We start from the raw sequence: 23,663 nt of genomic DNA, 5'->3' as shown, positions 1-23,663 counted from the left end.
GGTCACGCTGCGCGGTTATCGAGCAGGGAGAGGAGATGCATGGCTTCGTCGAGGAAGCGACGTCCGTCTTCCGTGATGGTGAGGGGCCGGGACCGTCGGATGTCGATGATGGTGAAGCCCGCCGTTTCCTCGATCCGCTTCAGTTGGTATTTGAGAGTGCTCCAGGTGACGCTGAGTTCGTCAGCGGCGTCCTGGAGAGTGCTGTGTCTGGAGGTCACGGTGAGGTGCCGTAGGCGCTGGACGCAGTTCTTCGTCCGGCTGACGGCGTGCATCGCGGGCGACAGCTCGGTGTCGAGTGATGCAAAAGGATTGGTGAACTGACTGGTGGGGTGTCGGGGGATGCCCCACTTGTTCACCAGCCGCATCACATCGTTCTTGCCGACGCCCAGTTCGCGCGCGATGTCGGGCGACGAGCGTCCCTTGTGGGGGTACTCCTTCTCCAGCCAGGCGCGGGAGATGGTTTTCTCAAGGTGGCCGACTGGGCGGCGTGTGCGGATCTGGATGCCCGCTTCGTCGAGTGCCTGCCGGACGGTGTTGATGCTGCATCCTGCCAGCTCGGCAATTTGGTGCTGCAACAACTTCTGCTCCTGGTAGAGCCGTTGAAGGCTTTGCGGGGCCAGGGCTCCCTGCCGCGGGGTGCGCCGACCCGGGGCAGGCGGCCGCTGCTGGCGGGGTTGCGGTGCGGTGGTGCCGAACGTCTCGATCGCGAGGAGGAGACGAGCGTCGTCCAGGCCGAGCAGGCGGCCGAGCTCGGCCGGCTCTGGTCCGTCCGCGGCATGCTGCGCGAGCTGGCTGCGTTTGATCGTCTCGGGACCAGGTGGAAGGACGGGATCCGTGATCCAGTCTGGCGGTGGATCCCAGGTCACGGGCTCGTCGATGCCGTGGGCTCTCAGATTCGCGGCTGCCTGATCGCGCAGGAGCTCATGCAGGTCGGGGTGGAGCCGATAGTGGAAAGCCAGGTGTCCGGCGGGTGTGCGTGAGGCGGCTCCGGGATCTGCGCCCAGCAGGAGTCGTGCCAGGTGCCAGTGCAGGCGCTTGATCTGGACGGGAGCCTGCATCCGCCAGCCGTGGCGTCGGCAGAGCGCCTGGTAGGCGATGTGATCGAAGTGGACGCTGTCGGGGCTGAAGAGTCTGCGGCGGCGGTCATAGTCGATCGGGACGGGGTGGCGGTCCAGGGCCTGCGCCAACGCGGGCAGGACCGTGAGCAGGGTCTCGGTCCCTGAGGATGCCACGGCCACGTCCAGTGCCCGGCGGTTGCTCTTGGGGCTGGTGTTGCCCAGGAGCGATGCCGCTTGCGGTATCCGCGCCGTTCCAGGTCACCCGGCCGTTGTCGGCGAGGTAGATGCCGGTGATGAGACGGGTGAGAGTGGACTTGCCCGAGCCGTTCACCCCGACGATCGCGACGATCTCCCCACGTCGCAGGGTGAGGGAGACACCGTCGACGGCCGGCCTGTCCTTCCCCGGGTACTGGTAGGTGACCTCTGTCAGCCGGATCTCCTCCACCGGTGCGCTCACGGCCAGTTCGCCGCGCTGGGGCGCCCGTTCGCCGGCGTCGTCGAGGAACGCCTGCATGTCGCTCAGGTAGAGGCTCGTATGGAACACCGCGGCCCCGTTCACAATGACCTGCGACAGCGCGGCCAGCGTGGTCTGCACGGCGACGACCGCGGTGGCGGCGATGGCGAGCGCGACCCGGCCCGTCACGGCCAGCCAGGCGAGGGCCGCCCAGGTGGCGACGAGGAACACTCCGCCGGTGAACGACGACACCAACGCGATGCGCAGCGTCCGTGGAGCCGCGGCGAGTGTGCGCCGGTCGACGCGTTGCGACAGGGACCGGTACCAGTACAGCAGGTAGTCGGTCATGCCGTTGGCACGGACCTCGTCGCCGTACTTGGGCGTTGTCGACCACCACCGCATCATGCCCCGTACGTTGCGGTCGGCGATGTTCGCGTAGTGGATCTCGTAGTCGACGCGGGCGGTGAGCACCGCTCCGATGCCGGCCGGGAGCACCGCGAGGAGAAGCAGCGGCAGCATCAGTACGTTCAGGACCGACAGCACACCGCCCGCCGTGACCATCCTGATCAGCGCCGACATGAAGCGTTGTGCGTCGGTGACCATCACATGGGTGCGGAGCACGCCCATCTCCGCGGCCTCCTGCCGGTCGGCGAACCCGTCCACCGCGTAGGCCGCCGCTTCGACCCGGCAGACCGCCTCCACGAGGGCGGTGTCCGTCGCGGTCGTGAGCTTGGGTGTGATCCGCCGCGACGCGTACGTGGCGAGGGCGCCGGCGGCGCGGGTGAGGGCGGCCGCCCCGGCCACGAGGAGCAGGGCCGGCAGGGCCTGGTGCAGCCGGTCCGTGATGGCGCCGCCGGCCAGGATGGGACGCATCGCCCCGGCGGTGGCGGTCAGCAGCACCGCCGCGGCCACGCCGGTGACCAACTGGCAGGCCACGAGCAGCAGTACGGCCCGGCGATCGATGTCCCAGGACATCCGGGTGATGCGGCGCAGGACCGACGGAAGCTGGGCACACAGCTTGCGGAAGGAGACTTCACCGAGTGGGTTCACGGAGTATTCCCCCGTGTAGGTGATCTCGGCGGGCGGTGGCGGCGGCGGTGTGACGGCTTGCGCGGCTCGCGTGTTCTTGGTGTCGACTGAGGTCAACTGCACTCCTTCTGCACGGTCGTTGGAGTCTGCTCAGGTTCACCGTGGTCAACGACGGGAGCGCGATATCGAACGCACGTGTTTGAGACGGGACGGATTTCGCAGGGGAGCGCGATATACGCAACGTGCGTGATGCATCCACCCTTGGGGCGTGCGGACCGGGTACGGATACGGTGATGGCCGAAACGCCGTGGCCGATAGGCATGTGACGGATGGGGCATGCGGTCAATTGGTCCAGACCTGGTTGGTCCAGACCTATTGACGGCAGGTCTGGACCACTCTACGGTTCCCCCAACTACCCGGCGTACGTTCCCAGTCCGCCGCACCGACGCGGTCGCGGGCGGGCATGGTCGGAAGGGAGCACAGCATGATCCGCCGAATATCGCGCGTGCTGGGGGTCGGCCTCGCCATGGCCTTCGTCATGCAGACGCTGGTCGCCGCGGCGGCGCCCGGCGCCGCTCCGGCCGCCGACACCTGCGCGGTCAAGTCGAAGCCCACCGGCAAGGTGCTCCAGGGCTACTGGGAGAACTGGGACGGCGCGGCGAACGGCGTACATCCGCCGCTCGGATGGATTCCGATCACGGATGCCCGTATCCGCGACCACGGTTACAACGTGATCAACGCGGCGTTCCCGGTCATCCGCTCGGACGGCACCGTCCTGTGGGAGGAGGGGATGGACGCGACAGTGAAGGTCGCGACCCCGGCCGAGATGTGCCAGGCGAAGGCGTCCGGTCTCACGACCCTGATGTCCATCGGCGGCGCGGCGGCCGGGATCGACCTCAGCTCCAGCGCCGTCGCCGACCGGTTCATCGCGACGGTGGTGCCGATCCTGAAGAAGTACAACTTCGACGGCATCGACATCGACATCGAGACCGGGCTCGTGGGCAGCGGCAACATCAACACACTGTCCGCCTCGCAGGCCAACCTCATCCGCATCATCGACGGCGTACTGGCCCAGATGCCCTCGAACTTCGGTCTGACGATGGCGCCCGAGACGGCCTATGTCACCGGGGGCAGTGTGGCGTACGGCTCGATCTGGGGCGCGTATCTGCCCATCGTGAAGAAGTACGCCGACAACGGCCGGCTCTGGTGGCTCAACATGCAGTACTACAACGGCAGCATGTACGGCTGCTCCGGCGACTCGTACTCCGCCGGTACGGTCCAGGGGTTCACCGCGCAGACGGACTGTCTCAACAGGGGGCTGGTCGTCCAGGGCACCACGATCAAGGTCCCCTATGACAAGCAGGTGCCGGGACTGCCCGCCCAACCGGGCGCCGGGGGCGGGTATATGGCGCCGAATCTGGTGTCGCAGGCCTGGCACACCTACGGCAACGGGCTGAAGGGTCTGATGACCTGGTCGCTCAACTGGGACGGGTCGAAGGGCTGGACGTTCGGCAACAACGTCAAGGCGCTGCAGGGCCGTTGAGGCCGGACGGCCCGGGGCGGGACTTGGTCAGTGGTGCGGTGGGTGTGTCCGGCGGTGCCGCCGGTACGCCCACACGGCCAGCGCGAGCACGACCACCCCGGCGATCACGGCCCCGGCGATCTGCCCCACCTGTGACTCGATCCTGGTGAACGCGGCCCCGGCGAAGTAGCCCACGGCCGTACAGCTCACGCCCCAGCACAGCCCGCCCATCGCGTTGAAGAACAGGAACCGTCGGTACGGCACGTCCGAGAGCCCCGCCAGCGCCGGCATCAGCGCGCGGAGGAACGCGATGAAGCGGGCCACGAACACCGCCGAGGCGCCCCGCACGCGAATCATCTCGCGCGCCCGCTCGACCTGGTCCTCGCGCTTGCGCAGGCTCCGGGTCGCCAGGATCCGGTCGCCGAAGTGGTGGCTCACCGCATAGCCGGTGCTGTCGCCCAGGATCGCGGCGACCACCACGACCACCGTCAGCCACCACACCGACACCTCGCCGTGGACGGCCAGCAGCCCGCCCAGTACGGCGGCGGTCTCGCCGGGCAGCACAAGGCCGAAGAAGAAGGCGTCCTCGCAGAAGACGAGCGCGCCGACCACGGCGTAGATCACGGGGCCGGAGAGACCGCCGAGCCAGTTGGTGATCGTATTCATCCGGCGCGTCCCTCCGTTCCACCGATGCCGATGCCGATGCCGATGCCGATGCTGATGCCGACGCCCGGGTCCTCATCACCGGGACGGGGGCCGGTCCGTCCGGGCGATACCGGTCTCATAGGCGATGATGACAGCGTGTACACGGTCACGGGCGCCGATCCTCGTCAGCACCCGGCTGACATAGGTCTTAATGGTCGATTCCGACAGCACCAGCAGCTCGGCGATCTCACCGTTGGTCAACCCGCGGGCCATGGCCGACAGCACCTCCCGCTCACGCCCGGTCAGGGCCGCCAGCCGGGCATCGGTCTCCGCCCGGCCCGCGCGGTCGGAGAGCGCGTGTTCGGAGGGGGCCGGGACGCGCTGGATGAAGGTGTCCAGCAGCCGGCGGGTCAGCGCCGGGGCGACCACCGCGTCACCCGCGGCGACCGCGCGGATTCCGGCGAGCAGCTCGTCGGGCAGCGCGTCCTTGAGCAGAAACCCACTGGCTCCGGCGCGCAGCGCGCCGTAGGCGTATTCGTCCAGGTCGAAGGTGGTGAGGACGAGTACGCGCGAGCGGCTCCCGGAGGCCACGATGCGACGGGTGGCCTCGACGCCGTCCATCCCCGGCATCCGGATGTCCATCAGGACCACGTCCGGCCGCAGCGCCGCCGTACGCTCGACGGCCTCGGCGCCGTGCCCGGCCTCGCCGACGACCGTGGTGCCGGGGTCGGCTTCGAGCAGCAGGCGGAAGCCGAGGCGTTGCAGCGGCTGGTCGTCGACGATGAGCACGGTGGTCATGGGGGCGGTTCCTCTGCGGAGCGGGGCGGAACGGGCGGTGGAGGGGGAGGAGGAGAGGGATGGGGAGAGGGAGAGGGAAGGGGCTGAGACCGGGGAGGCGGCGGGAGCAGCGGCAGGACTGCGTGCACCATCCAACCGCCGTCCTCGGTGGGCCCCGCCTCGGCGCTGCCGCCCGCGAGAGCCGCGCGCTCCGCGATCCCGACCAGACCCTGCCCCGTGTCGCCGCCGGGTCCGGACGCCGGTGAGCCGTCGGGACGCCCGCTGTCCCGGACGCGTATGTCGGCCTCCCGGTCGGTGACGCTCAGTACCACACGTACGGTCGTCGCCGGCCCGGCGTGCTTCAGGCTGTTGGTCAGCGCCTCCTGGACGATGCGGTACACGGCGAGCTGTACGCCCGGGGCCAGGGTGTCCGGGTCGCCGGCGCCGCGATACGTGACCTGTGGCCCGGCGGCCCGGATACGGTCCAGCAGCCCGGCGAGGTCGGTGATGCCCGGCTGGGGGTTCAGCTCGACGGCGTCGTTGATCCCGTCGGGGCGTTCGCGCAGCGCGCCCAGCGTGCGGCGCAGTTCGCTCAGCGCCTGTCGGCCGGTGCCCGCGATAAGACGCAGCACCTCGGCGCCGCGGGCCGCGTCCGGGGCGGCGGCGGCGCCGTCCGCGAGGCCGATGATGACGGCGAGGTTGTGGCCGACGATGTCGTGCATCTCGCGGGAGACTCTGGACCGCTCGGCGAAGGTGGCCAGCTGGACGCGTTGCTCACGTTCGATCTCCACCTGCGCCGCCCGGTCGGCCAGCGCGCTGAGCTGGGCCTGGCGTACCCGCACCACCAGCGCGAGCGCCACGGCGGCGGTGGCGGCGGCGCACAGCAGGAACAGACTCGACAGGGACTGCGCGGTGAGCGGCGGCACCCGGAACGCCGCCACACTGAGCGCCGCCGCAGTGCACAGCGCCGCCCACGGCAGCCTCTTGACCGAGTCGTACCGCGCCAGGGAGTAGAGCGCGACCATCAGACCGACCGCGCTGCGCAGCGGCACGCCCAGTGACCACTGGAGTACGCAGCAGAGGAGCACCGCCGCCAGCACGGCCGACGGTGCCCGGCGCCGCCAGACCAGCGGCAGGGCCTGCCCGGCCAGCGACACCAGGATCAGTGCGAGGGGTACGTGCTGCTCGGCGAGCGTCAGGGAGCTGGCGAAGGTGCCGTGCCGCCCGCCCTCCCGGTCCCCTCCCGCCGGCAGGAACAGATTGCCCAGCCCGATCGCCAGGACGGCGAGGGCGAGCAGGGAGTCGAGCAGTACGGGATGTTCGCGGCTCACCCTTCGCAGTCGGCGGGCCGTACCGGCGGCCCGGCGCACCAGTGGACTGCTCCACAACGCGTCGAGTTCGGGCGGGAAGGGCTCGCCGTGCGGAGTGCCCTTGAGCACGCGCCGCGGTGCGCTGCTCGGCCCGCCCCGCGGGGTGCCGCTGCTTCGCACGGCCTCGCCCCCTTCTCCTTCGGGCCGGTCCGTACCGCACTGCGATCACTGTAGAGCGACCGGAGGCGGCGGACCGGCACAGGTCACACGTCCGGGCGCGAGATCACGCACCCGAGCAGGTCACGCGCCTGACCCGGGTCACGCGCCTGACCCGGGTCACGCACCAGACCCGGGTCACACACCAGACCCGGGTCACGCGTCCGAGCAGGTCACGCGTCCGAGCGCGCGAGCCGCCAGGCGGCGCCGGCGAGGGCCAGCACGACCCAGCCGGCGAAGACCGCGAGCCCCGCCCCCGGGCTGAGGGCATCGCTCGCCGGGTGCAGCGCGAACATCGAGCCTCCCGCGCTGCTGGGCAGATACGGGGTGATGTTGTCCCTCAGCGTGGTGGGCAGCAGGCTGGTGAGGAGCGGCAGCAGCATCAGTGTGGTGACCAGCAGTCCGATGCCACCGGCGACCGAACGGATCAGCGCGCCCAGCGCGACCCCCAGGACGCCGACCAGTGCGAGATAGGCCCCGGCCCCCAGGAGAGCGCGCACCACGCCGGGGGAGGAGATGCCGAGCGCGATGTCCGTACCGTCCAGCATCCTCCCGCTCGCGAAGAAGGACACGAACACCGTGACACCGGCGGTGAGGAACGCCGTCCCGCCATAGCTGATGACCTTGGACCACAGCACGGGCAGCCGGGTCGGGACCGCGGCGAGTGTGGAGCGGATCGTGCCGGTGGAGTACTCCCCGGCCATGACCAGCACGCCCAGCACTCCGATGGCCAGCTGGGCGAAGTTGAGGCCGCCGAGAGCGACGGCGACCGCGTCCGCGGCCTCCGCGCCGGGGCCGCGTGCGTCGGCACCGGGCGCGTAGGTCGAGGCGAAGATCATGCCGAGCGCGATCAGCAGCGCCAAGGACAGGCTCAGGGTGATCCAGGTGGAGCGCAGCGACCAGAGCTTGGCCCATTCGGCGCGCAGGACGCGTGGGCCGGTCACCTTGTAGGCGGGCCGGCCCCGGGTGTCGGCAGCGGCGGGGGCAGGGGCAGGGGTCAGGGTGGTCATGCGGCGCTCCCGAGAGGGGTTGCGGCGAGGCTGCCGTGGTACTCGACGGCGTCGCCTGTCATTCCCATGAACGCCTCCTCCAACGAGACGGTCTGCGGGGTGAGTTCATAGAGCGGAACCCCGTGGTCGAACGCCGTCGCACCGATCTGCCGCGCGTCCAGCCCGACGACCTGGAGCTCCTCCGCGCTCTCGCCCGCGGTGATCTCCACATCGGGGCCGCGCAGCAGATCCCGCAGCCGGGCCGGGTCGGCGGTGACGACCTTCACGCTGTGACCCCCGGCGTCCTGGATGAACCGCTCGACCGTGGTGTCGGCGAGCAGCTTGCCCCGCCCCACGACCACCAGATTGGTCGCTGTCAGCGCCATCTCGCTCATCAGATGGGACGAGACGAAGACGGTGCGGCCGTCGGCGGCGAGTCCGGTGAGCAGGTTACGTATCCACAGCACGCCCTCCGGATCGAGACCGTTCACCGGCTCGTCCAGAATCACCGTCTGCGGATCCCCGAGCAGCGCGGCGGCGATGCCCAGACGCTGTCCCATCCCCAGCGAGAACGCGCCCGCCCGCTTACGGGCCACCTGACTGAGACCGGCCTGCTCGATGACCTCATCCACCCGGCGGCGCGGAATGCCGTGGGTGAGCGCGAGGGCGTTGAGATGGTGGAAGGCGGACCGTCCGGGGTGGATCGATTTGGCCTCCAGCAGCGCCCCCACCTCTTGGAGTGGCGCGCGGTGCGTGGCGTAGCGGCGGCCGTTGACCGTGACCGACCCGGCGCTCGGCTCGTCCAGTCCGACGATCATGCGCATCGTGGTGGACTTGCCCGCGCCGTTGGGGCCGAGAAAGCCCGTGACCACTCCGGGCCGGACGGTGAAGTCGAGGCCGTCGACGGCGGTCTTCTCGCCGTATCTCTTGACCAGCCGATTGATCTCGATCATTTCGCATCCCCTGATATCCGTGGCGGATCCGGCCCGCGGACTGTCCCGCCGGCGGCCATGTCTCCACAGTAGGAATGCGAAACCGCTGAACAGCAGCTACCAGCGGATGATTCTCGGCCGTGGACGGTACCGCGGTACCACGGCCGATGAGACCGAAGAATGACGACCGTGCGCAGGCCGGGCGGCGTCGATTACGTGTGATTCGGCTGCGTGCAATTCCGCATTCCGGGCGGAAGGCCGGATGAGAATTTCTCATGAATTCGGGGGAGCGTGAGATACGGCGGACAGCAGTTCGCGCGTGTACGGGTGGGCGGGCGCCGCGTACACCTCCTCGACCGTGCCCGACTCGACGATCCTGCCCCGGCGCATCACCGCGACCCGGTGTGCCACATGCCGGACCAGCGCGAGATCGTGGGAGATGAGCAACTGTCCGATTCCAAGGTCCTTCTGAAGCTCCGTCAGCAGATTCATCACACCCGCACGGACGGACGGGTCCAGCGCGGAGACCGGTTCGTCGAGCACCAGCAGCTTCGGTTCGCAGGCGAGCGCGCGGGCGATACCGACGCGCTGGCACTGGCCGCCGGACAGCTCGTGCGGCAGCCGGGAGGCCAACGGCGCGTCCAGCCCTACGAGTTCGAGCAGTTCGGCGACGCGGGCGGGTCCGGTCAGCGGGTCCCAGCGGCCCTGGACCCTCAGCGGTTCGGCGATCGCGTCGCGCACCCGGAGCCGGGGGCTGAGGGATCCGTACGGGTCCTGGAAGACCGGTTGCAGCGCGGGGCGCAGCGTACGCAACTCCGGCTCGTCCAGCGTCGTCAGCTCCCGTCCGAGGAAGCGCACCGAACCGGATTCCGGGCGGCGCAGCATCAGTACGGCCATGGCGGAACTGGTCTTGCCCGACCCGGACTCGCCGACCAGTGCGAGGGTCTCCCCGGGCTGTACGGCGAAGGACACCCGGTCCACGGCGAGTACGGGCAACGCCCGCCGCCCGTGACCTGTGTGACGTACCGTCAGTTCGCGTACGTCGAGCAGTGCCGGCGTGCCGTCGGGGGCCCGCGTACCGTCCGGGACCCCCCGGCCGTCCGGGGTCCGCTTGTCGCGCGGGTGCGGGGCGCTCATCCGGCACACTCCTCGAACAGCCCGGTCACGGGCGAGGGCAGTTCCCGCCACCGATGGCAGGACACTGTCCGGCCGTCCTCGGTGACCGGCTCGGGCAGGCTCCGGCCGCACATGTCCGTGGCGGCCGGGCAGCGCGGGGCGAAGCCGCAGCCGGGCGGCAGCGCGAAGAGCGAGGGCGGGGAGCCGCCGATCGAGGGCAGCCTTCCGCCCGGCCGGCGCAGTCGCGGCAGCGAGGCGATCAGCCCCGCGGTGTACGGGGCGCGCGGGGCCGCGAACACCTCGGCGACCGGGCCCGATTCGGCCACCCGCCCCGCGTACATCACCAGCACCCGGTCCGCGTGGCCCGCGACGACGTCCAGATCGTGGGTGACCAGGACGAGCGCGGCGCCGGTCTCCCGCCGGATGCCGGTCAGCAGCTCCAGGATCCGTGCCTGCGTGGTGGGGTCCAGCGCGGTGGTCGGCTCATCGGCGAGCACCAGCTCGGGCTCATTGATCACCGCCATCGCGATCACGGCGCGCTGCCGCATCCCGCCGGAGAACTCATGCGGATAGGCGCGGACCCGGCGCGCGGCGTCGGGGATGCCGACCCGGTCGAGTGCGGCGACCGCCAGCTCCGCCGAGGCCCGGCGGCCCACGCCGCGCACCGACCGTACGGCCAGGGCCAGTTGCTCGCCGACGGTGTGCACGGGGCTCAGCACGGACAGGGCATCCTGCGGTACGAAGGCCAGCCGGCTGCCGCGCAGCCCCCGGTACCCCGCCGTCCCCGCCCCCAGCAACTCCCGTCCCGCGAACCGCACACCGCCCCGGACCTCGGCCCCGGCGGGCAGCAGCCCCAGGACGGCCCGCGCGGTCAGGGACTTCCCCGCCCCGGACTCCCCGACGACGGCCAGCGCCTCCCCGGCCCGCACCTCGAACGAGATCCCGCGTACGGCGTGCAGCCCGTTCACGGTGACCCGCAGATCGCGTACGTCGAGCAGCGGTTCGCGTACGTCCAGCAGCGCGCCCGCCGGGTCGGGCAGCGGCTCGCGTCCGTCGCGCGGCGCGTCCGCGCACTCTTCGGTGTCCGCACTCATCGCGCGGTGCTCCTTTCCGGCCGGAGCGCACGGGCTCGTGCGCGGGCGATCGGTCCGCGCCCCGCCGCCGGAGCCGGCAGTGTCGACAAGGAGACCGCCAGCATGGCCAGCAGCAACAGCATGGCCGCGGGCGTCAGTACGGCCCAGGGCGCGCGTTCGACATAGGGGAGGGACTCGGACAGGGTCAGACCCCACTCCGGGGCGGGCGGCTGGGCGCCGAGGCCGAGGAAGCCGAGTGAGGCGAGGGCCAGGGCGATACCGGGCAGACGCAGGACCGCGTGCCGGGCGACCGGCCCGGCGACGGCGGGCAGCAGATGGTGGAGCAGGATCCAGCGGGGCGGTGAGCCGATCGCGCGCTGGGCCGTGAGGTGGCCGGCGGCGCGCGTCTCCTGCACCAGGGCGGCGGCGTGGGCCGCGAGCGCGGGCCAGGACACCAGGGCCACCGCGATCGACGCCCCCAGCGAACCGGGGCCGAGCACCGCCGCCACGAGAATGCCGGCGATCACCGGCGGCACGGCGTTCGCGGTCTCCGAGGCGCCGGACGCCAGGGCCGGCAGAAAGCCGACGATCATCGCGAGCAGATACGAGCCGAGGCACACCAGCACAGCGATGCCCACGGTCGTCGCCGCTCCGTGCCCCACCCGGGCCAGCACATCGCGGCCCAGCGCGTCCGTACCGAGCGGATGTGCCCCGCTCGGCGCCCCGAGCCGCGCGGCGGTGTCCACGTACAGGGGGTCGAGCAGCAGACCCCACCCGATGACGACCAGAAGCAGCACCGCGCACCCCACGGGCACGGCGACACGCAGCCGCGACGCCCGCGCCGGACGTCGCGCGGCCAGCGACAGGCTCGCGTCCCGCAGCCCAGGCCCGAGCATCCACCGCCGCGCCGTCTGCGCGATCAGCCCGGCCAGCAGGCCGAGGAGTACGAGGGCCAGCACCGAGCCCTGGAGCAGCGGCAGATCCTGCGACTCGGCGGCGCCCAGCGCGGTACGCCCGATGCCGGGCACCGCGAACACCGTCTCGACGGCCACCGCGCCGCCCGTCAGACCGACGGCCACCAGACCGAGCTGGGGCAGTACGGCGGGCAGGGCCCGGCGCAGGGCGGCCCGCCCGATACGGCCCGCCGTACAGCCCGAGGACCGCCACAGCTCCACCCAGCGCTCCGTGAACACCGCGGGCAGCGCGTCCTCGGCCAGCCGCCCGAGCAGCCCGCCCGCCGGAATGCCCAACGCCAGGGCGGGCAGCACCAGATGGCGTGGCTCCTGCCAGCCGTACGGCGGGAACCAGCCCAGCCACACCGACAGCGCCACCATCAGCAGGGTGGCGATCAGGAACTCGGGCAGTGCGGCGAGCGCCGCCGCGGGTGCTCCCGTACCGCCACCACCACCCTCACGCGTGTCGAGCGTCCCGCGCGCTCCGCGGATCAGCGTCCGCGCGCACAACGCGCAGGCCAGTACGAGGGCGAGGAACAGCGCCGCGCCCATCAGCGCCAGCGAGACACCGAGCCCCGACAGCACGGACGGCAGCACCTCGCTCCCGCTCACCCAGGAGCGTCCGAGGTCGCCGCGCACCGCCGCGCCGAACCAGTCGCCGAGCAGGGCCACCGGGCCGGATTCCAGGCCGAGTTGCTCCCGTACCGCGCGCAACGCCTCCTCGGTCGGCTCCTGTTCGGCGGACCGGGCCCGCAGAACGGACAGCGCCGGATCCCGGCCGGAGAGCCAGGGCAGCAGTCCGACCACGGTGACGACGGCGAGGAGCGCGGCGGCGCGCGCGAGCAGCACGCCGGTGCGTTCCTTGCGGGGAGTGGTCACTTGAAGCGGGTGTCCGAGGTGACGAGGAGCCGCTCGCGCGGGTCCTTCGCCGAGCCGGTCAGCGAGGTCGCGTCGCCCTGGATGACGCGTTCGTGCAGCATCGGGATCGCCGCGTCGGTGCGGAGTACGGCGGCCTCGGCGGCCAGCACCGCCGCGCGCCGCGCGTCCCCGGCGGGCGTGGCGGACGCCTTCCGCACGGCCTCGTCGACGCTCTTGTCGCAGAGCCGCGCGAGGTTGAAGGAGCCGTCGCAGGTGAAGTCGCTGCGCAGATACGCCACCGGGTCACCGGAGTCGAGCACGGTGGCGCGGGACAGGATGAACGCGTCGAACTTCCCCGCGAGCGCGTCCTCCTCGATGTGCGCGTACTCGCGCACCACCTGCTTCACCTTGAACCCGGCCTGCTGGAGCTGCTGTTGCAGCACGGAGGCGACCTCGGGCAGTTCGGCCCGGTCGGAGAAGGTGGCGAGGGTGATCGTGGTCCCGCCGGGGTCCGCGGCCTTCGTGCGGCCGGTCAGTTCCCGGCGCCCCTCGGCGGCCCAGGGCAGCGCGGGCCCCAGCAGCCCTCCCGCGCGGTCGGCACGTCCCTCGTACACACCCTTGACCAGTTCCGCGGGCTTGATCGCCGCGCGTGCGGCGGCCCGCAGTCCCGCGTCCTCGAAGGGCCCCGAAGCGGTGTTGAGATACAGCGTGTTGGTGCGCGGCATCGGTACTTCCGTGACCGTCTCCGGGGCGAGCAGCGACGCCTGCGAGACGGGCACGGACTCGGCGATGTCCGCCTCGCCGCTCCGGATCGCGGCGGCGCGCGCCGCGCCGTCCGGTACGAAGGAGACATCGATTCCGGCCGCGCGCGCCTTCTTCCCCCAGTAGCCGTCGTAGCGGTCGAGGGCGGCGGTCGTGGTGCCGTTCACCTTCACCAGTGCGTACGGGCCGCTGCCGGCGCCGACCGGATCGATCCGGCCGTCCTTCCCGTACGCGCTCTTCGCGAGGATCGACAACTGCGGGGAGGAGAGCCGCTGGGGGACCAGCGGATCGGTCTCGTCCGTGGTGACGACGACCTTGCCGCCCCTGGCCTCGGCCGTCAGCTCGACACCGTCGAGGATCCTCGGCTTGGGCGAGGCCGTGGCGGCCCGGCTCAGGGAGTGTGCGGCGACCTCCGCGGTGAGCTCGCTGCCGTCGTGGAAGGTCACGCCCTCCCGGACGGTGAACTCCCAGGTCCGGTCGGAGGTCCGCGTCCACCGGGTGGCGAGCCCCGGACGCGCGTCGCCCAGCGGGTCGAGGGTGACGAGGGTCTCCGCGGTGCTCCAGCGCGAGAGCTTGAACGCGTCGTCGCTGAGCGGGGAGAGCCCGGAGCGCGGCGGCTGCATCATCGCGAGCCGGATACGGCGGTCGTCGCCGGATCCCGGCTTCGCGGAGTCCTCGGAGGGGGCGAAGCAGCCGGTCAGGAGCAGTGCGGAGACGGTGACGAGACCTGCGGCGGGCAGGGGTATGCGGAGGTGCACGGGTTCTCTTCCGGGCGGAGCGGTAGCTGGGAGTGAGAAGCTAGCACATGACAATCATTGCCAATACGGTGCCATGGGTCGCCCGCCCGGACCGCGCCACGGCCGGAAGAGGCGCGCGCCGCGCCCGTCGTACCGCCGATGACCGGCGGAGGAGGGCACGGCGCGCGCTCGGCTCACCTGTAGGTGAGGTCGGAGGCGCTGTACTTGCAGTACGTGCCGTCCGCGTCGGAGCCGTTCTTGGTCGGCTCGGCGCCGGTGTTGTTCCCGATGTACTTCTGGCACGGCACGATCTTCTTGCTGCTGTCCCCGACGATGGTGATGCCGCGCAGGGTCAGTGAGTCGCCGTAGTTGGTGTTGATGCCGCCGATGACACCACCGGGGGCGGTGATCTCGGTGTTGGTCACATTGATCGTGCGCTTGTACTGACTTGAGCAGTTGCCGCAGGAGCGGACGAAGGTCTTGAAGTCCTGGCCGGCGAAGTTGGAGATGTTCAGCGTGCCGCCGCCGTTGAACTGGAAGATCTTGTCCGCGGCCTTGCGGGCGCCGCCGCCGTTGACCGTGAACGTCTTGCCGGTGCCGCGGAAGGTGGCCGCGTCCTCGCCGACATCCTCCCACCACACGTTCTGAAGTGTGCAGCTGCCGGAGCAGTGGATACCGTCGGCGGCGGGGGCGCCGATGATGACGTTCTTCAGCGTCGCACCGTCGGCGAGCTTGAAGATCGGGTCCTGGTCCTCGTTCTGGCCGCCGCTGCCCAGGTCACCGGTGCCGTAGTAGCGCTTCATACCGCCGTCCACGGAACCACTGATGGGCTTCGTAGCGCCGACCGCCTCGCTGCCGTTGGCCGACGGCCAGGTGGCGGCCGCGGCGGTGGGCAGGGTGAGTCCGGAGGTGAGTGTGGTGAGCATGAGGGCGGCGGCGCCGAGGCCGCCGGCGATCACCCGCCGTTTCCCGGTGCTCAGTCGCGTGCCGTGCTGTTGTGTCATGGTGGGGCGCTCCTTTGGTCGAGTGAACGGTGTGGACCGCGGATTCACGGGTTGTCGATTCACGGCGTGCTGATGGCCGGTCTGGGAGGCGTGGGCATCTTGTCGCCGATGAAGAAACTGGGGTGTGGCGGCTGGTTGTAGGCGGTGTTCTGCCAGGCCAGCGCCGTCCGGTACATCCGGTCGTGCAGCAGTGTGGTGATCTTCCGGTCGGTCGGATGCGGTGTGGAGTAGATGCGCAGCGCCGTGTTGTCGGTGGTGGGCCAGATGACCTCCTCGCGCCAGTCGCCGAGGATGTCGCCGGAGAGCGACGGGGTGGCCTTGGTGCCGTTGTTGGAGTGCACCCCCGAACCGGTCAGCAGCCGGGTGTCGGACGACGGGCCGTACTTGTCGATGTGGGTGCCGTCGAGCAGTTCGCGCACCGGATCGCCGTCCCACCACGACAGGAAGTTGGCCGAGGACGGCTTACGGCCCTTGGTGGCGCCGGCCTCGTCACGGATCGAACCGTCGGCCGCCGACCACATCTCCGCGCCGTCGTTGCCCGCCCAGATGTCCCCGGCCACCCCGCGGCCGTTGTCACCGCCCGGCGCGGTCTGCCACAGCACCTGGCCGGTCCTGGCGTCGGCGAAGTACGACGAGGGCTTCGACGCGTCCTCGTCCACCTTGAAGTACTCAAGGCCCGGGCGGGACGGGTCGAGATCGCCGAGGTGGGCCGCGTCGCCGTGGCCGTTGCGCGTCGTCCACAGACCGGAGCCGTTGTCGTCCACGGCCATCGAGCCGTACACGATCTCGTCCCTGCCGTCGCCGTCCACATCGCCGACCGTGAGGGCGTGGTTGCCCTGACCGTCGTAGCCCTTGCCGCTGTTGGTGGAGCTGTTGGTGTCGAACGTCCATCGGCGGGTGAGCTGACCGCCGTTGAAGTCCCAGGCGGAGATCACCGTACGGGTGTAGTAGCCCCGCGCCATGATCAGGGACGGATTGGTTCCGTCCAGATAGGCGGTCCCGGCCAGGAAGCGGTCCACGCGGTTGCCGTACGAATCGCCCCAGGAGGCGACGGAGCCGCGTGGCGGGACGTAGTCGACCGTGCTCCGCGCGGCGCCCGTCCGCCCGTCGAACACCGTCAGGAACTCGGGCCCTTCGAGCACATACCCGCTGGAATTACGGTAGTCGGCGGAGGCGTCGCCGATCGCCTTTCCCGTGCCGTCGACGGTGCCGTCGGCGGTCTTCATGGCGACCTCGGCCCGGCCGTCGCCGTCGTAGTCGAAGACCTGGAACTGCGTGTAGTGCGCGCCGGAGCGGATGTTGCGGCCCAGATCGATCCGCCACAGCCGCTGGCCCTGGAGCGTGTAGCCGTCCAGGATCGTATTGCCGGTGACCCCGGACTGGGAGTTGTCCTTGGCGTTGGTGGGCTGCCACTTCAGGACGAGATCGAGGTCGCCGTCCCCGTCGAGATCGCCGACCGAGGCGTCGTTGGCCTCGTACGTGTAGTCCGCTCCCGCCGCCGGGACGGAGATCGGTACGTCGAGATAGCCGGAGCGGAACTGGACCGCGCTGGGCGAGGCGGGCTGCTCCGCGCCGTTCACGAGCGCGCGCACCGTGTAGTCCGCGGAGTTGGGGGCGTCCTTGTGCAGATAGTTCGTGGTGGTGATCGGCTCGGTGTTGACCTTGACGGAACCCCGGTAGAGGTTGAAGGACACGTTGTCCGCGTCGGTCGCCAGCCAGCGCCAGCTGACCAGGTTGTCATTGCCCGTGTGCACACTGACCAGGCCGCGGTCGAGCCGCTCCAGCCGCGCCGCGGCCGCCACCGCCCGCTCACCGGGCTGTGCCACGCTCGGCGTCGGCGCCGTCATCAGCCCGGCGAGGACCGCGCCGGACACCGCGAGCACGCTCAGCGGCATCCCTCCGCGGAAGGGGCCCCGGGGGCGTAATGGCCGTGGCGGGGATCCCGAACGTGCTGCGTACGTGCCGGCTCTGAACCGCACGAGTCCTCCAGAGGGGTGGGGGGTGTCTGTCCCTGTGTCCCCTGGTCGCCGCCCGCGCACAAAAGGTTGCCGCCCCCGGCTCCGGCTCCCCGCCGGGAGATCCGCGTACCCGCGCCGGTACCCTGAAATAAGGGTTACGGGTGGGTATAGGCGGCCGGGAGGTGCCGAGGTGATCGATGACCTCGACCGCGGGATCATGCGGATCCTCACGCGGAACGGCCGTACGCCCTACACCGCGGTCGCCCGGGAGCTGGGCACCTCGGAGGCCACGGTGCGCCAGCGCGTCACCCGGCTCCAGGAGAGCGGGGCGCTGCGGATCGTGGCGCTGTGCAATCCGCTGACCCTCGGCCATCAGTCCGTACGGCTGATGATCAGGGTGCGCGATCTGACGCCCCGCGCCGTGGCGAAGAGCCTGGCGGATCTGCCGATGATCAACCATGTCGCGCTGTGCGCGGGCAGCCAGGACATCTTCCTGGAGGGGACCTGCCGGGACCAGGCGCAGCTCGTGCAGCTGCTGGACGACATCCGTATGCTGCCCGGCGTCTCCGAGGTGCAGGTCCTGCTGCTGCTCGAACTCTTCAAGGACTACTCGTGGAGCGGACTCGCCAGCGCGGTGGGGCAGGGCGTCACGGCGGAATGATCCGCTCTCCCGGCGCCGCGGGCAGCTCACGGAAACCCGCCCACAGATAGCTGTCCTTGATGACCTCCAGCACGGTCAGCGCCTCGGCGTGGGCGACGCCGTTGACGCGCCGTACCCGCTCGGTGAGGAGCTCGGCGAGATGCCCGAGGTCCCGGCAGCGTACGTCCGCGATCAGGTCGTACGGGCCGACGCAGGAGGCGACATAGCGCACCTCCGGCATCCGGGACAGCTCACGGGCGACCAGCGCGACGGGCATGTGGTGCACCCGGACGGCGAGGTGCACCTCCATCTCGCCGAGCTTCACCGAGTCCGTCATCCCGACGACCTGCACCACTCCCTGGCGCTGCAACCGCCCGAAACGGGCCCGTACGGACGCCTCGGACAGGCCGATCGAACGGCCGATCTCACCGAAGGACCGGCGCCCGTCGACCCGTAGCTGGTCGATGATCTGCCGGTCCAAGTCGTCGATCATCAGAACTCGGCTCCTGTCCTCCGGGCGGGTACGGGGGCGCGCCCCGTTCCCCCATCATCTCCCCGCTCACGTTGCGCGGGGATGTCCGTTCCGTCACCACGGATCACCACGGCCGGCCGGCTGCGATATTCGCGGAATCAACCACCGGTTTCCACTCGATCCGATGTCGTCCCACCTGTTCAGAGCGGTGCCCCCGGCCCGAGGCTGTTCCCCACCCGGGCACCTGACACCCGGACAAGCCGAGTACGTCCGGGAGGCCAGCGCATGACCGCACCACCCCCCGCCGGCGCGGGGGCCCGCCGAGGATTCCTCACCGCGGCCCTGCTGGCACCCGCCGGACTGACCGTGGCCGGCCTGGTACTCGTACCGCTGCTCCTGGTGGTCCGGGACAGCTTCGCGACGCCGGACCTCTACGGCGGGACCAAGGGCGGCTTCACCCTCGCGAACTACCGGAGCCTGTTCGACCCGGTCTATCTGAAGGTCTTCGGCTACAGCCTCGGCATGGCGGCCCTCAACGCGGCGGTCTGTCTGCTGCTCGGCTATGTGGTCGCGTACTACCTGGTCAGCAGAGCGCCTCAGCGCCAGATGCTGCTGCTTCTGCTGATCATCGTGCCGTTCTGGACCGATTTCCTGGTACGCACCTTCGCCTGGATCAATCTGCTGAGCCCCGGCGGCCCGGTGAACAGCCTCACGGACGCGGTCGGGCTCACCCACGGGCCCGCCCAGTGGATCCCCAGCCAGGGAGCCTCGTTCGTGGGCCTCGTCTACGCCTTCCTGCCGACGGCGGTCTTCCCGGTCTACGCGTCGCTGCGCGGGGTCGATCCGGCGCTCGGCGAGGCCGCCAGGGATCTCGGCTGCGGCTGGTGGCGGGTGCACACCAAGGTGCTGCTGCCCATCGCCAGGCCGGGGCTGCTGGCCGCCGCGCTGCTGACGTTCATCCCGACGCTCGGTGTCTTCGTCATTCCGGTGCTGCTCGGCGGTGGCAAGAACCAGCTGGTCGGCAATTTGATCGTGACGCTCTACACCGAGTTCCGTAACCAGCCGATGGGCGCCGCCGCCTCCGTCGTCCTGCTGGTCCTGATGCTGGTCTCCCTCGCGGTGTTCGGTACGGCCGCCAGGCGCCTGAGGAGGAAGACGGCATGAAGTCCGCTCTCGACACCGTCACCGCCTGGCTGGCGCGGGGCGTCATCGCCTTCCTGTACGTGCCGATCGTGGTCGTCGTCGTCCTGTCCTTCAACGACTCCGACATCACCTACAAGTGGGCCGGCTTCACCACGCGTTGGTACGGGGAGCTGGCGCGGGACACCGAACTGCTGGACGCCCTCCGGGTCAGCGCCGAGGTGGCCCTGCTGTCGGCGACGCTGGCCACCGGCTGCGGACTGCTGGCCGCCATGGGGATGGCCCGGCTGCGTCCCCGGTGGCGGGCGGTGTTCTCCGGCGGGCTCTTCCTGCCGCTGGTCATCCCCGAGATCGTGCTGGGGGTCGCGCTGCTGTCGGTCTTCGGCAGCCTGCACGCCGGCCTGGGCCTGACCACGCTGGTGCTGGGCCATCTCGTGGTGACCCTCCCGTACGCGGCGCTGATCATCCTCGGCGCGCACGGCGCCCTCGACCCCGCACTGGAGGAGGCCGCGACCGATCTCGGCTGCAACACCTGGCAGGCATTCCGCAGGGTGACACTGCCACTGCTGCGGCAGGCCCTGCTGGCCGCCTGGCTGCTCTGCTTCACCATCTCCTTCGGCAACATCGTGATGTCGACCTTCACCAACGGTGTCGGCACCACCACACTGCCGCTGCGCGTCTACTCCCTGCTCAAGGTCGGTCTCACACCCGAGATCAACGCGCTGGGCACCCTGCTCGTCCTGTTCACCTTCCTGATCATCCTGGGCGTCGGACTCCGCCAGATGCGCCGTGTGCTCCTCGGCGGCGACCGTACGCCGCAGTGACCGCCCGTAGCCCTCACACCCCTCTCACACCTCTCTCACACCCCTCGGACTCCCTCGTACGCCGAAGTCCCGTACCCCGCAGGCCCGTTCTCCGAAAGGCCCGTCATGCGCAGAAGCACCGCCTCCAGAGCCCTCCTGACGACCGCCGTCCTCACCGCCACCGCGCTGCTCGCCACCGCCTGCGGCGGCTCGGCCGGCACCGCCGCCGGTTCCTCCTCGGGCGGCGGCAAGACCCTCAACATCTACGCATGGGCCGGTGAGATCCCGGACACCGTGGTCAAGGGCTTCGAGAAGGAGACGGGCATCAAGGTCACCGTCGACACCTTCGACAGCAACGAGACGATGACCGCCAAGCTCAGCTCCGGCGCCTCCGCGTACGACCTCGTCGAGCCCAGCCAGTACACCGTCCAGCAGCTCATCGGCCAGCAGCTGATCCAGAAGCTCGACCACTCGAAGATCAAGGGCCTGTCCAACCTCGCACCCAAGTTCCGCGACCCCGGCTACGACAAGGGCAACCAGTACAGCGTCCCGTGGATCTGGGGCACCACCGGCTTCGCGTACAACGACACGTGTATCCCGTCCGCGACGAGCTGGAAGACCCTCTTCGACCCGAAGTACAAGGGCAAGCTGTACATGCTCGACAACATGCTGGCCTCCTACATCGCCGGACTCCAGGTCAGCGGCTACCGGGCGACCAGCACCGACAAGGACGAGATCGCCACCGCCACCGCCGCCCTCCAGAAGCAGAAGAAGATCCTCGCGGGCTACAACTCCACCAACTACGCTCAGTTGCTCTCCACCGGCCAGGCGTGCGCGGCCGAGGCGTGGAGCGGTACCGCCATGGCGAAGGTCGTGCAGTCCAACCCGCATGTGCACTACGTGATCCCGTCCGAGGGCGGCTCCATCTGGACCGACGGTCTGGCCGTCACCAAGAACGCCAAGAACACCACCTCCGCGTACGCGTTCATCAACTACCTGCTGCGCCCGGAGGTGGCGGCACTGGCGACCGACGACGGCTCCTCGGCCAGCACCAACCAGGCGGCCCGCAAGCACATCAAGGACACCGCGGCCCTGGAGAACCCGGCCATCTACGCCCCGGACTCGGCCATAGCGAAGTCGGACTTCCTGCTCGACCCCGGCACCGCCATGCAGTACTTCCAGCAGGGCTGGACGAAGATCAAGGCGTCCTGACATGACATCAGCTCCCGCCCCCGCCTCCGTGCCCGCTTCCGCCGCGGCCCCCGCCCCCGCCGTCCGGCTGACCGGGATCGGCAAGGCGTTCGGCCCGGCGTACGCCGTCAAGGACGTCACCCTGGACATCCGGCAGAACGAGTTCTTCTCGATCCTCGGCCCCTCCGGCTGCGGCAAGACCACCCTGATGCGGATGATCACCGGCTTCGAGACGCCCAGCGAGGGCACCGTCGAGCTGGGCGGCGTCCACGCCACCGGCGTCCCGCCGCACAAGCGGGACCTCAATATGCTCTTCCAGAGCTACGCCCTCTTCCCGCATCTGAGCGTGTACGACAACGTCGCCTTCGAACTGAAGGTCCGCAAACACCCCCGGTCCGCCATCCCCGGCGCCGTGCGTGATGCCCTGGCGCTGGTACGTCTCGACGGTTACGGCGACCGCGCCGTCGCCGGGCTGTCGGGCGGCCAGAAGCAGCGCGTGGCGATCGCCAGGGCGCTGATCGGACGACCCTCGCTGCTGCTGCTCGACGAACCGCTCGGCGCGCTCGACCAGAAGCTGCGCGCCGAGATGCAGTTGGAGCTGAAGAAGCTGCAACGCGAGGTCGGGGTCACATTCGTGACGGTCACTCACGATCAGGAGGAGGCCCTGACGATGTCCGACCGCATCGCGGTGATGGACGGCGGACGGGTGCTCCAGGTGGACACCCCCGAGGCGATCTACGAGCGTCCCGCCACCCGCTTCGTCGCCGACTTCATCGGCACGTCCACCTTCCTCACCGGCCGGCTCGGTACGGACGGGCTGGCCGTGGCCGGCCTGGGCACCGTCCCGGTCCCCGGGCACGCGCTGCCCGACGGGGCACAGGCCCATCTCGCCGTACGGCCCGAGAACGTGACGGTCGCCCGCACCGCGGACACACTGCCGCCCGGCGGGGTGGCCCTTCCCGCGACCCTCCAGCAGACCGTGTATCTGGGCAACGCCACCCGCTACCACCTCACCCTGGCCGACGGCAGCGAGCTGCTGGCCGAGGCGGGCGGCGCCGGCCGCGCCGAACTGCCCGTCGGTGAGCAGGTGTGGGCCGGCTGGGACCCGGAGCGCTCGCGGGTGCTGGCCGAATGAACACCTCCTTGAGCGGCCCGTCGAGCAGCCCGTCGAACGGCCCGCTCCGCGCGCGGAAGTCCACCCCCACGTACCAGCACAGCAAGGAGATACGGCCGTGAAGGTCGCCGTAGCCCAGTTCGCCCCGACCGCCGACGCCGTCGGCAATCTCGCGGTCATCGAGGAGATGGTCCGCGAGGCCGCGGCGGCGGGTGCCGAACTCGCCGTATTCCCCGAGGAGTCCATGATTCCCTCGGAGGCCGTGGCGTCCCTGCGGGAAGCCGCCGCCGCGCACTGGCCGCGTTTCCTGGACACACTGGCCGGCCTCGCCGCCGCCCACGGGGTCGCCATCATCGCCGGCGGCTACGAGGACAGCGGTGAGTCTCTGCCGTACAACACCCTTGTCGCCCTGGACTCCGGCGGCCAACCGCTGGGCAGCTACCGGAAGATGCACCTCTACGACGCCTTCGACTACAAGGAGTCCCGGGAGGTCCAGCGCGGCGATGCCGGGCCCTGCGTCATCCGCATCGGCGCGTTCAATGTCGGTCTGGTCAACTGCTACGACCTGCGCTTCCCCGAATTCACCAGGTCCCTGGTGGAGATGGGGGCCGATCTGCTGTCGGTCTCGGCGGCCTGGGTCCGGGGCCCGCTGAAGGAGGACCACTGGACGACACTGCTGCGCGGCCGGGCCATCGAGAACACCTGCTGGGTCGTGGCCTCCTCGCTCACCACCCCCGACTGCATCGGGATGAGCATGGCCGTCGACCCGCTCGGCGTGGTCAGGGCCGCGCTCGGCGAGGAGCGCAGGGCGCTGTTCGTGGTCGACATCGACAAGGACCGGATCGACACCGCCCGCACCGTGCTCCCCGTCCTGCGCAACCGCCGCATCATCATCGGACCGAGGTGAATC

General features: G+C 70.5%; 20 protein-coding genes and 1 pseudogene. 7 read left to right on the top strand and 14 right to left on the bottom strand.

Going from position 1 to position 23,663, the window contains the following annotated elements:
- Nucleotides 1–2: 2 nt before the first annotated feature.
- Nucleotides 3–1,187: a LysR family transcriptional regulator gene (locus tag IF11_RS39890; RefSeq protein ID WP_133243198.1), complete on the bottom strand. Its 1,185-nt coding sequence runs from the start codon at nt 1,185–1,187 to the stop codon at nt 3–5.
- A gap of 106 nt (nt 1,188–1,293) precedes the next feature.
- Nucleotides 1,294–2,658: pseudogene (locus tag IF11_RS0102995) on the bottom strand (ATP-binding cassette domain-containing protein); the annotation flags it as partial.
- A 367-nt stretch (nt 2,659–3,025) separates the two neighbouring features.
- On the opposite strand from IF11_RS0102995, the gene IF11_RS0102990 reads away from it, so the two are divergent.
- A complete protein-coding gene (locus IF11_RS0102990) occupies nt 3,026–4,084 on the top strand; it encodes a chitinase (protein WP_030349802.1) in 1,059 nt (352 codons plus the stop codon).
- Nucleotides 4,085–4,111: 27 nt separating this feature from the next.
- Here the strand turns inward: IF11_RS0102990 and IF11_RS0102985 are convergent, their stop codons facing one another.
- The 11 genes from IF11_RS0102985 to IF11_RS0102935 all read right to left on the bottom strand — a co-directional run bounded on the left by IF11_RS0102985 (nt 4,112) and on the right by IF11_RS0102935 (nt 17,330).
- Nucleotides 4,112–4,729: a DedA family protein gene (locus tag IF11_RS0102985; protein ID WP_030349801.1), complete on the bottom strand. Its 618-nt coding sequence runs from the start codon at nt 4,727–4,729 to the stop codon at nt 4,112–4,114.
- A gap of 75 nt (nt 4,730–4,804) precedes the next feature.
- Complete coding sequence (locus IF11_RS0102980) at nt 4,805–5,506, bottom strand: response regulator (RefSeq protein ID WP_030349800.1); 702 nt, start codon at nt 5,504–5,506, stop codon at nt 4,805–4,807.
- The gene (locus tag IF11_RS0102975; protein WP_240627545.1) at nt 5,503–6,975 is read right to left on the bottom strand and encodes a sensor histidine kinase; all 1,473 of its coding nucleotides are present in this window, start codon (nt 6,973–6,975) and stop codon (nt 5,503–5,505) included. Before IF11_RS0102975 ends, IF11_RS0102980 begins: the two co-directional genes overlap by 4 nt.
- 209 nt (nt 6,976–7,184) lie before the next feature.
- Nucleotides 7,185–8,021 (bottom strand): ABC transporter permease, encoded by an 837-nt coding sequence (locus IF11_RS0102970; RefSeq protein WP_030349798.1) that lies wholly within the window; start codon nt 8,019–8,021, stop codon nt 7,185–7,187.
- A complete protein-coding gene (locus IF11_RS0102965; protein WP_030349797.1) occupies nt 8,018–8,953 on the bottom strand; it encodes an ATP-binding cassette domain-containing protein in 936 nt (311 codons plus the stop codon). The genes IF11_RS0102970 and IF11_RS0102965 overlap by 4 nt, the downstream gene beginning before the upstream one ends.
- Nucleotides 8,954–9,205: 252 nt before the next feature.
- On the bottom strand, nt 9,206–10,069 hold the full coding sequence (locus tag IF11_RS0102960) for an ABC transporter ATP-binding protein (RefSeq protein ID WP_078490369.1): 864 nt from the start codon (nt 10,067–10,069) through the stop codon (nt 9,206–9,208).
- Entirely contained in the window at nt 10,066–11,142 is a 1,077-nt protein-coding gene (locus tag IF11_RS0102955) for an ABC transporter ATP-binding protein (protein ID WP_106979083.1), read from the bottom strand. The genes IF11_RS0102960 and IF11_RS0102955 overlap by 4 nt, the downstream gene beginning before the upstream one ends.
- Nucleotides 11,139–12,953, bottom strand: a complete 1,815-nt coding sequence (locus IF11_RS0102950) for an ABC transporter permease subunit (protein WP_078490368.1) — start codon at nt 12,951–12,953, stop codon at nt 11,139–11,141. Before IF11_RS0102950 ends, IF11_RS0102955 begins: the two co-directional genes overlap by 4 nt.
- Nucleotides 12,950–14,452 (bottom strand): ABC transporter substrate-binding protein, encoded by a 1,503-nt coding sequence (locus tag IF11_RS0102945; RefSeq protein WP_030349793.1) that lies wholly within the window; start codon nt 14,450–14,452, stop codon nt 12,950–12,952. The genes IF11_RS0102950 and IF11_RS0102945 overlap by 4 nt, the downstream gene beginning before the upstream one ends.
- A gap of 173 nt (nt 14,453–14,625) precedes the next feature.
- Entirely contained in the window at nt 14,626–15,435 is an 810-nt protein-coding gene (locus tag IF11_RS0102940; protein ID WP_051745400.1) for a pectate lyase, read from the bottom strand.
- A gap of 59 nt (nt 15,436–15,494) precedes the next feature.
- Nucleotides 15,495–17,330 (bottom strand): rhamnogalacturonan lyase, encoded by a 1,836-nt coding sequence (locus IF11_RS0102935; RefSeq protein ID WP_030349791.1) that lies wholly within the window; start codon nt 17,328–17,330, stop codon nt 15,495–15,497.
- A 253-nt stretch (nt 17,331–17,583) separates the two neighbouring features.
- Between IF11_RS0102935 and IF11_RS0102930 the strand changes: the two genes are divergently transcribed.
- Nucleotides 17,584–18,054 (top strand): Lrp/AsnC family transcriptional regulator, encoded by a 471-nt coding sequence (locus IF11_RS0102930; protein ID WP_037726818.1) that lies wholly within the window; start codon nt 17,584–17,586, stop codon nt 18,052–18,054.
- Here IF11_RS0102930 and IF11_RS0102925 read toward each other — a convergent pair.
- A complete protein-coding gene (locus tag IF11_RS0102925) occupies nt 18,041–18,526 on the bottom strand; it encodes an Lrp/AsnC family transcriptional regulator (RefSeq protein ID WP_206300588.1) in 486 nt (161 codons plus the stop codon). The genes IF11_RS0102930 and IF11_RS0102925 overlap by 14 nt on opposite strands.
- 264 nt (nt 18,527–18,790) lie before the next feature.
- Between IF11_RS0102925 and IF11_RS0102920 the strand changes: the two genes are divergently transcribed.
- From IF11_RS0102920 to IF11_RS0102900, 5 genes are all read left to right on the top strand, one after another.
- Complete coding sequence (locus IF11_RS0102920; RefSeq protein ID WP_030349788.1) at nt 18,791–19,669, top strand: ABC transporter permease; 879 nt, start codon at nt 18,791–18,793, stop codon at nt 19,667–19,669.
- Nucleotides 19,666–20,469, top strand: a complete 804-nt coding sequence (locus tag IF11_RS0102915; protein WP_030349787.1) for an ABC transporter permease — start codon at nt 19,666–19,668, stop codon at nt 20,467–20,469. Before IF11_RS0102920 ends, IF11_RS0102915 begins: the two co-directional genes overlap by 4 nt.
- Nucleotides 20,470–20,574: 105 nt before the next feature.
- Entirely contained in the window at nt 20,575–21,660 is a 1,086-nt protein-coding gene (locus tag IF11_RS0102910; RefSeq protein ID WP_030349786.1) for an ABC transporter substrate-binding protein, read from the top strand.
- A gap of 1 nt (nt 21,661) precedes the next feature.
- Complete coding sequence (locus IF11_RS0102905) at nt 21,662–22,774, top strand: ABC transporter ATP-binding protein (protein WP_030349785.1); 1,113 nt, start codon at nt 21,662–21,664, stop codon at nt 22,772–22,774.
- A gap of 97 nt (nt 22,775–22,871) precedes the next feature.
- Nucleotides 22,872–23,660 (top strand): carbon-nitrogen hydrolase family protein, encoded by a 789-nt coding sequence (locus tag IF11_RS0102900; protein WP_030349784.1) that lies wholly within the window; start codon nt 22,872–22,874, stop codon nt 23,658–23,660.
- Nucleotides 23,661–23,663: the final 3 nt, after the last annotated feature.

It is taken from the genome of Streptomyces scopuliridis RB72 (genome assembly GCF_000718095.1).
Taxonomy (GTDB): Bacteria; Actinomycetota; Actinomycetes; order Streptomycetales; family Streptomycetaceae; genus Streptomyces; species Streptomyces scopuliridis.
This window is presented reverse-complemented; position numbering and strand designations above follow the sequence as displayed.

Bases quoted from the DNA above. Each gene is read 5' to 3' on its own strand.
- IF11_RS0102990 (WP_030349802.1), top strand. From the start codon at position 3,026: ATGATCCGCCGAATATCGCGCGTGCTGGGGGTCGGCCTCGCCATGGCC.
- IF11_RS0102985 (WP_030349801.1), bottom strand. From the start codon at position 4,729: ATGAATACGATCACCAACTGGCTCGGCGGTCTCTCCGGCCCCGTGATC.
- IF11_RS0102980 (WP_030349800.1), bottom strand. From the start codon at position 5,506: ATGACCACCGTGCTCATCGTCGACGACCAGCCGCTGCAACGCCTCGGC.
- IF11_RS0102970 (WP_030349798.1), bottom strand. From the start codon at position 8,021: ATGACCACCCTGACCCCTGCCCCTGCCCCCGCCGCTGCCGACACCCGG.
- IF11_RS0102965 (WP_030349797.1), bottom strand. From the start codon at position 8,953: ATGATCGAGATCAATCGGCTGGTCAAGAGATACGGCGAGAAGACCGCC.
- IF11_RS0102960 (WP_078490369.1), bottom strand. From the start codon at position 10,069: ATGAGCGCCCCGCACCCGCGCGACAAGCGGACCCCGGACGGCCGGGGG.
- IF11_RS0102955 (WP_106979083.1), bottom strand. From the start codon at position 11,142: ATGAGTGCGGACACCGAAGAGTGCGCGGACGCGCCGCGCGACGGACGC.
- IF11_RS0102940 (WP_051745400.1), bottom strand. From the start codon at position 15,435: ATGACACAACAGCACGGCACGCGACTGAGCACCGGGAAACGGCGGGTG.
- IF11_RS0102935 (WP_030349791.1), bottom strand. From the start codon at position 17,330: ATGCCGCTGAGCGTGCTCGCGGTGTCCGGCGCGGTCCTCGCCGGGCTG.
- IF11_RS0102925 (WP_206300588.1), bottom strand. From the start codon at position 18,526: ATGATCGACGACTTGGACCGGCAGATCATCGACCAGCTACGGGTCGAC.
- IF11_RS0102920 (WP_030349788.1), top strand. From the start codon at position 18,791: ATGACCGCACCACCCCCCGCCGGCGCGGGGGCCCGCCGAGGATTCCTC.
- IF11_RS0102915 (WP_030349787.1), top strand. From the start codon at position 19,666: ATGAAGTCCGCTCTCGACACCGTCACCGCCTGGCTGGCGCGGGGCGTC.
- IF11_RS0102910 (WP_030349786.1), top strand. From the start codon at position 20,575: ATGCGCAGAAGCACCGCCTCCAGAGCCCTCCTGACGACCGCCGTCCTC.
- IF11_RS0102905 (WP_030349785.1), top strand. From the start codon at position 21,662: ATGACATCAGCTCCCGCCCCCGCCTCCGTGCCCGCTTCCGCCGCGGCC.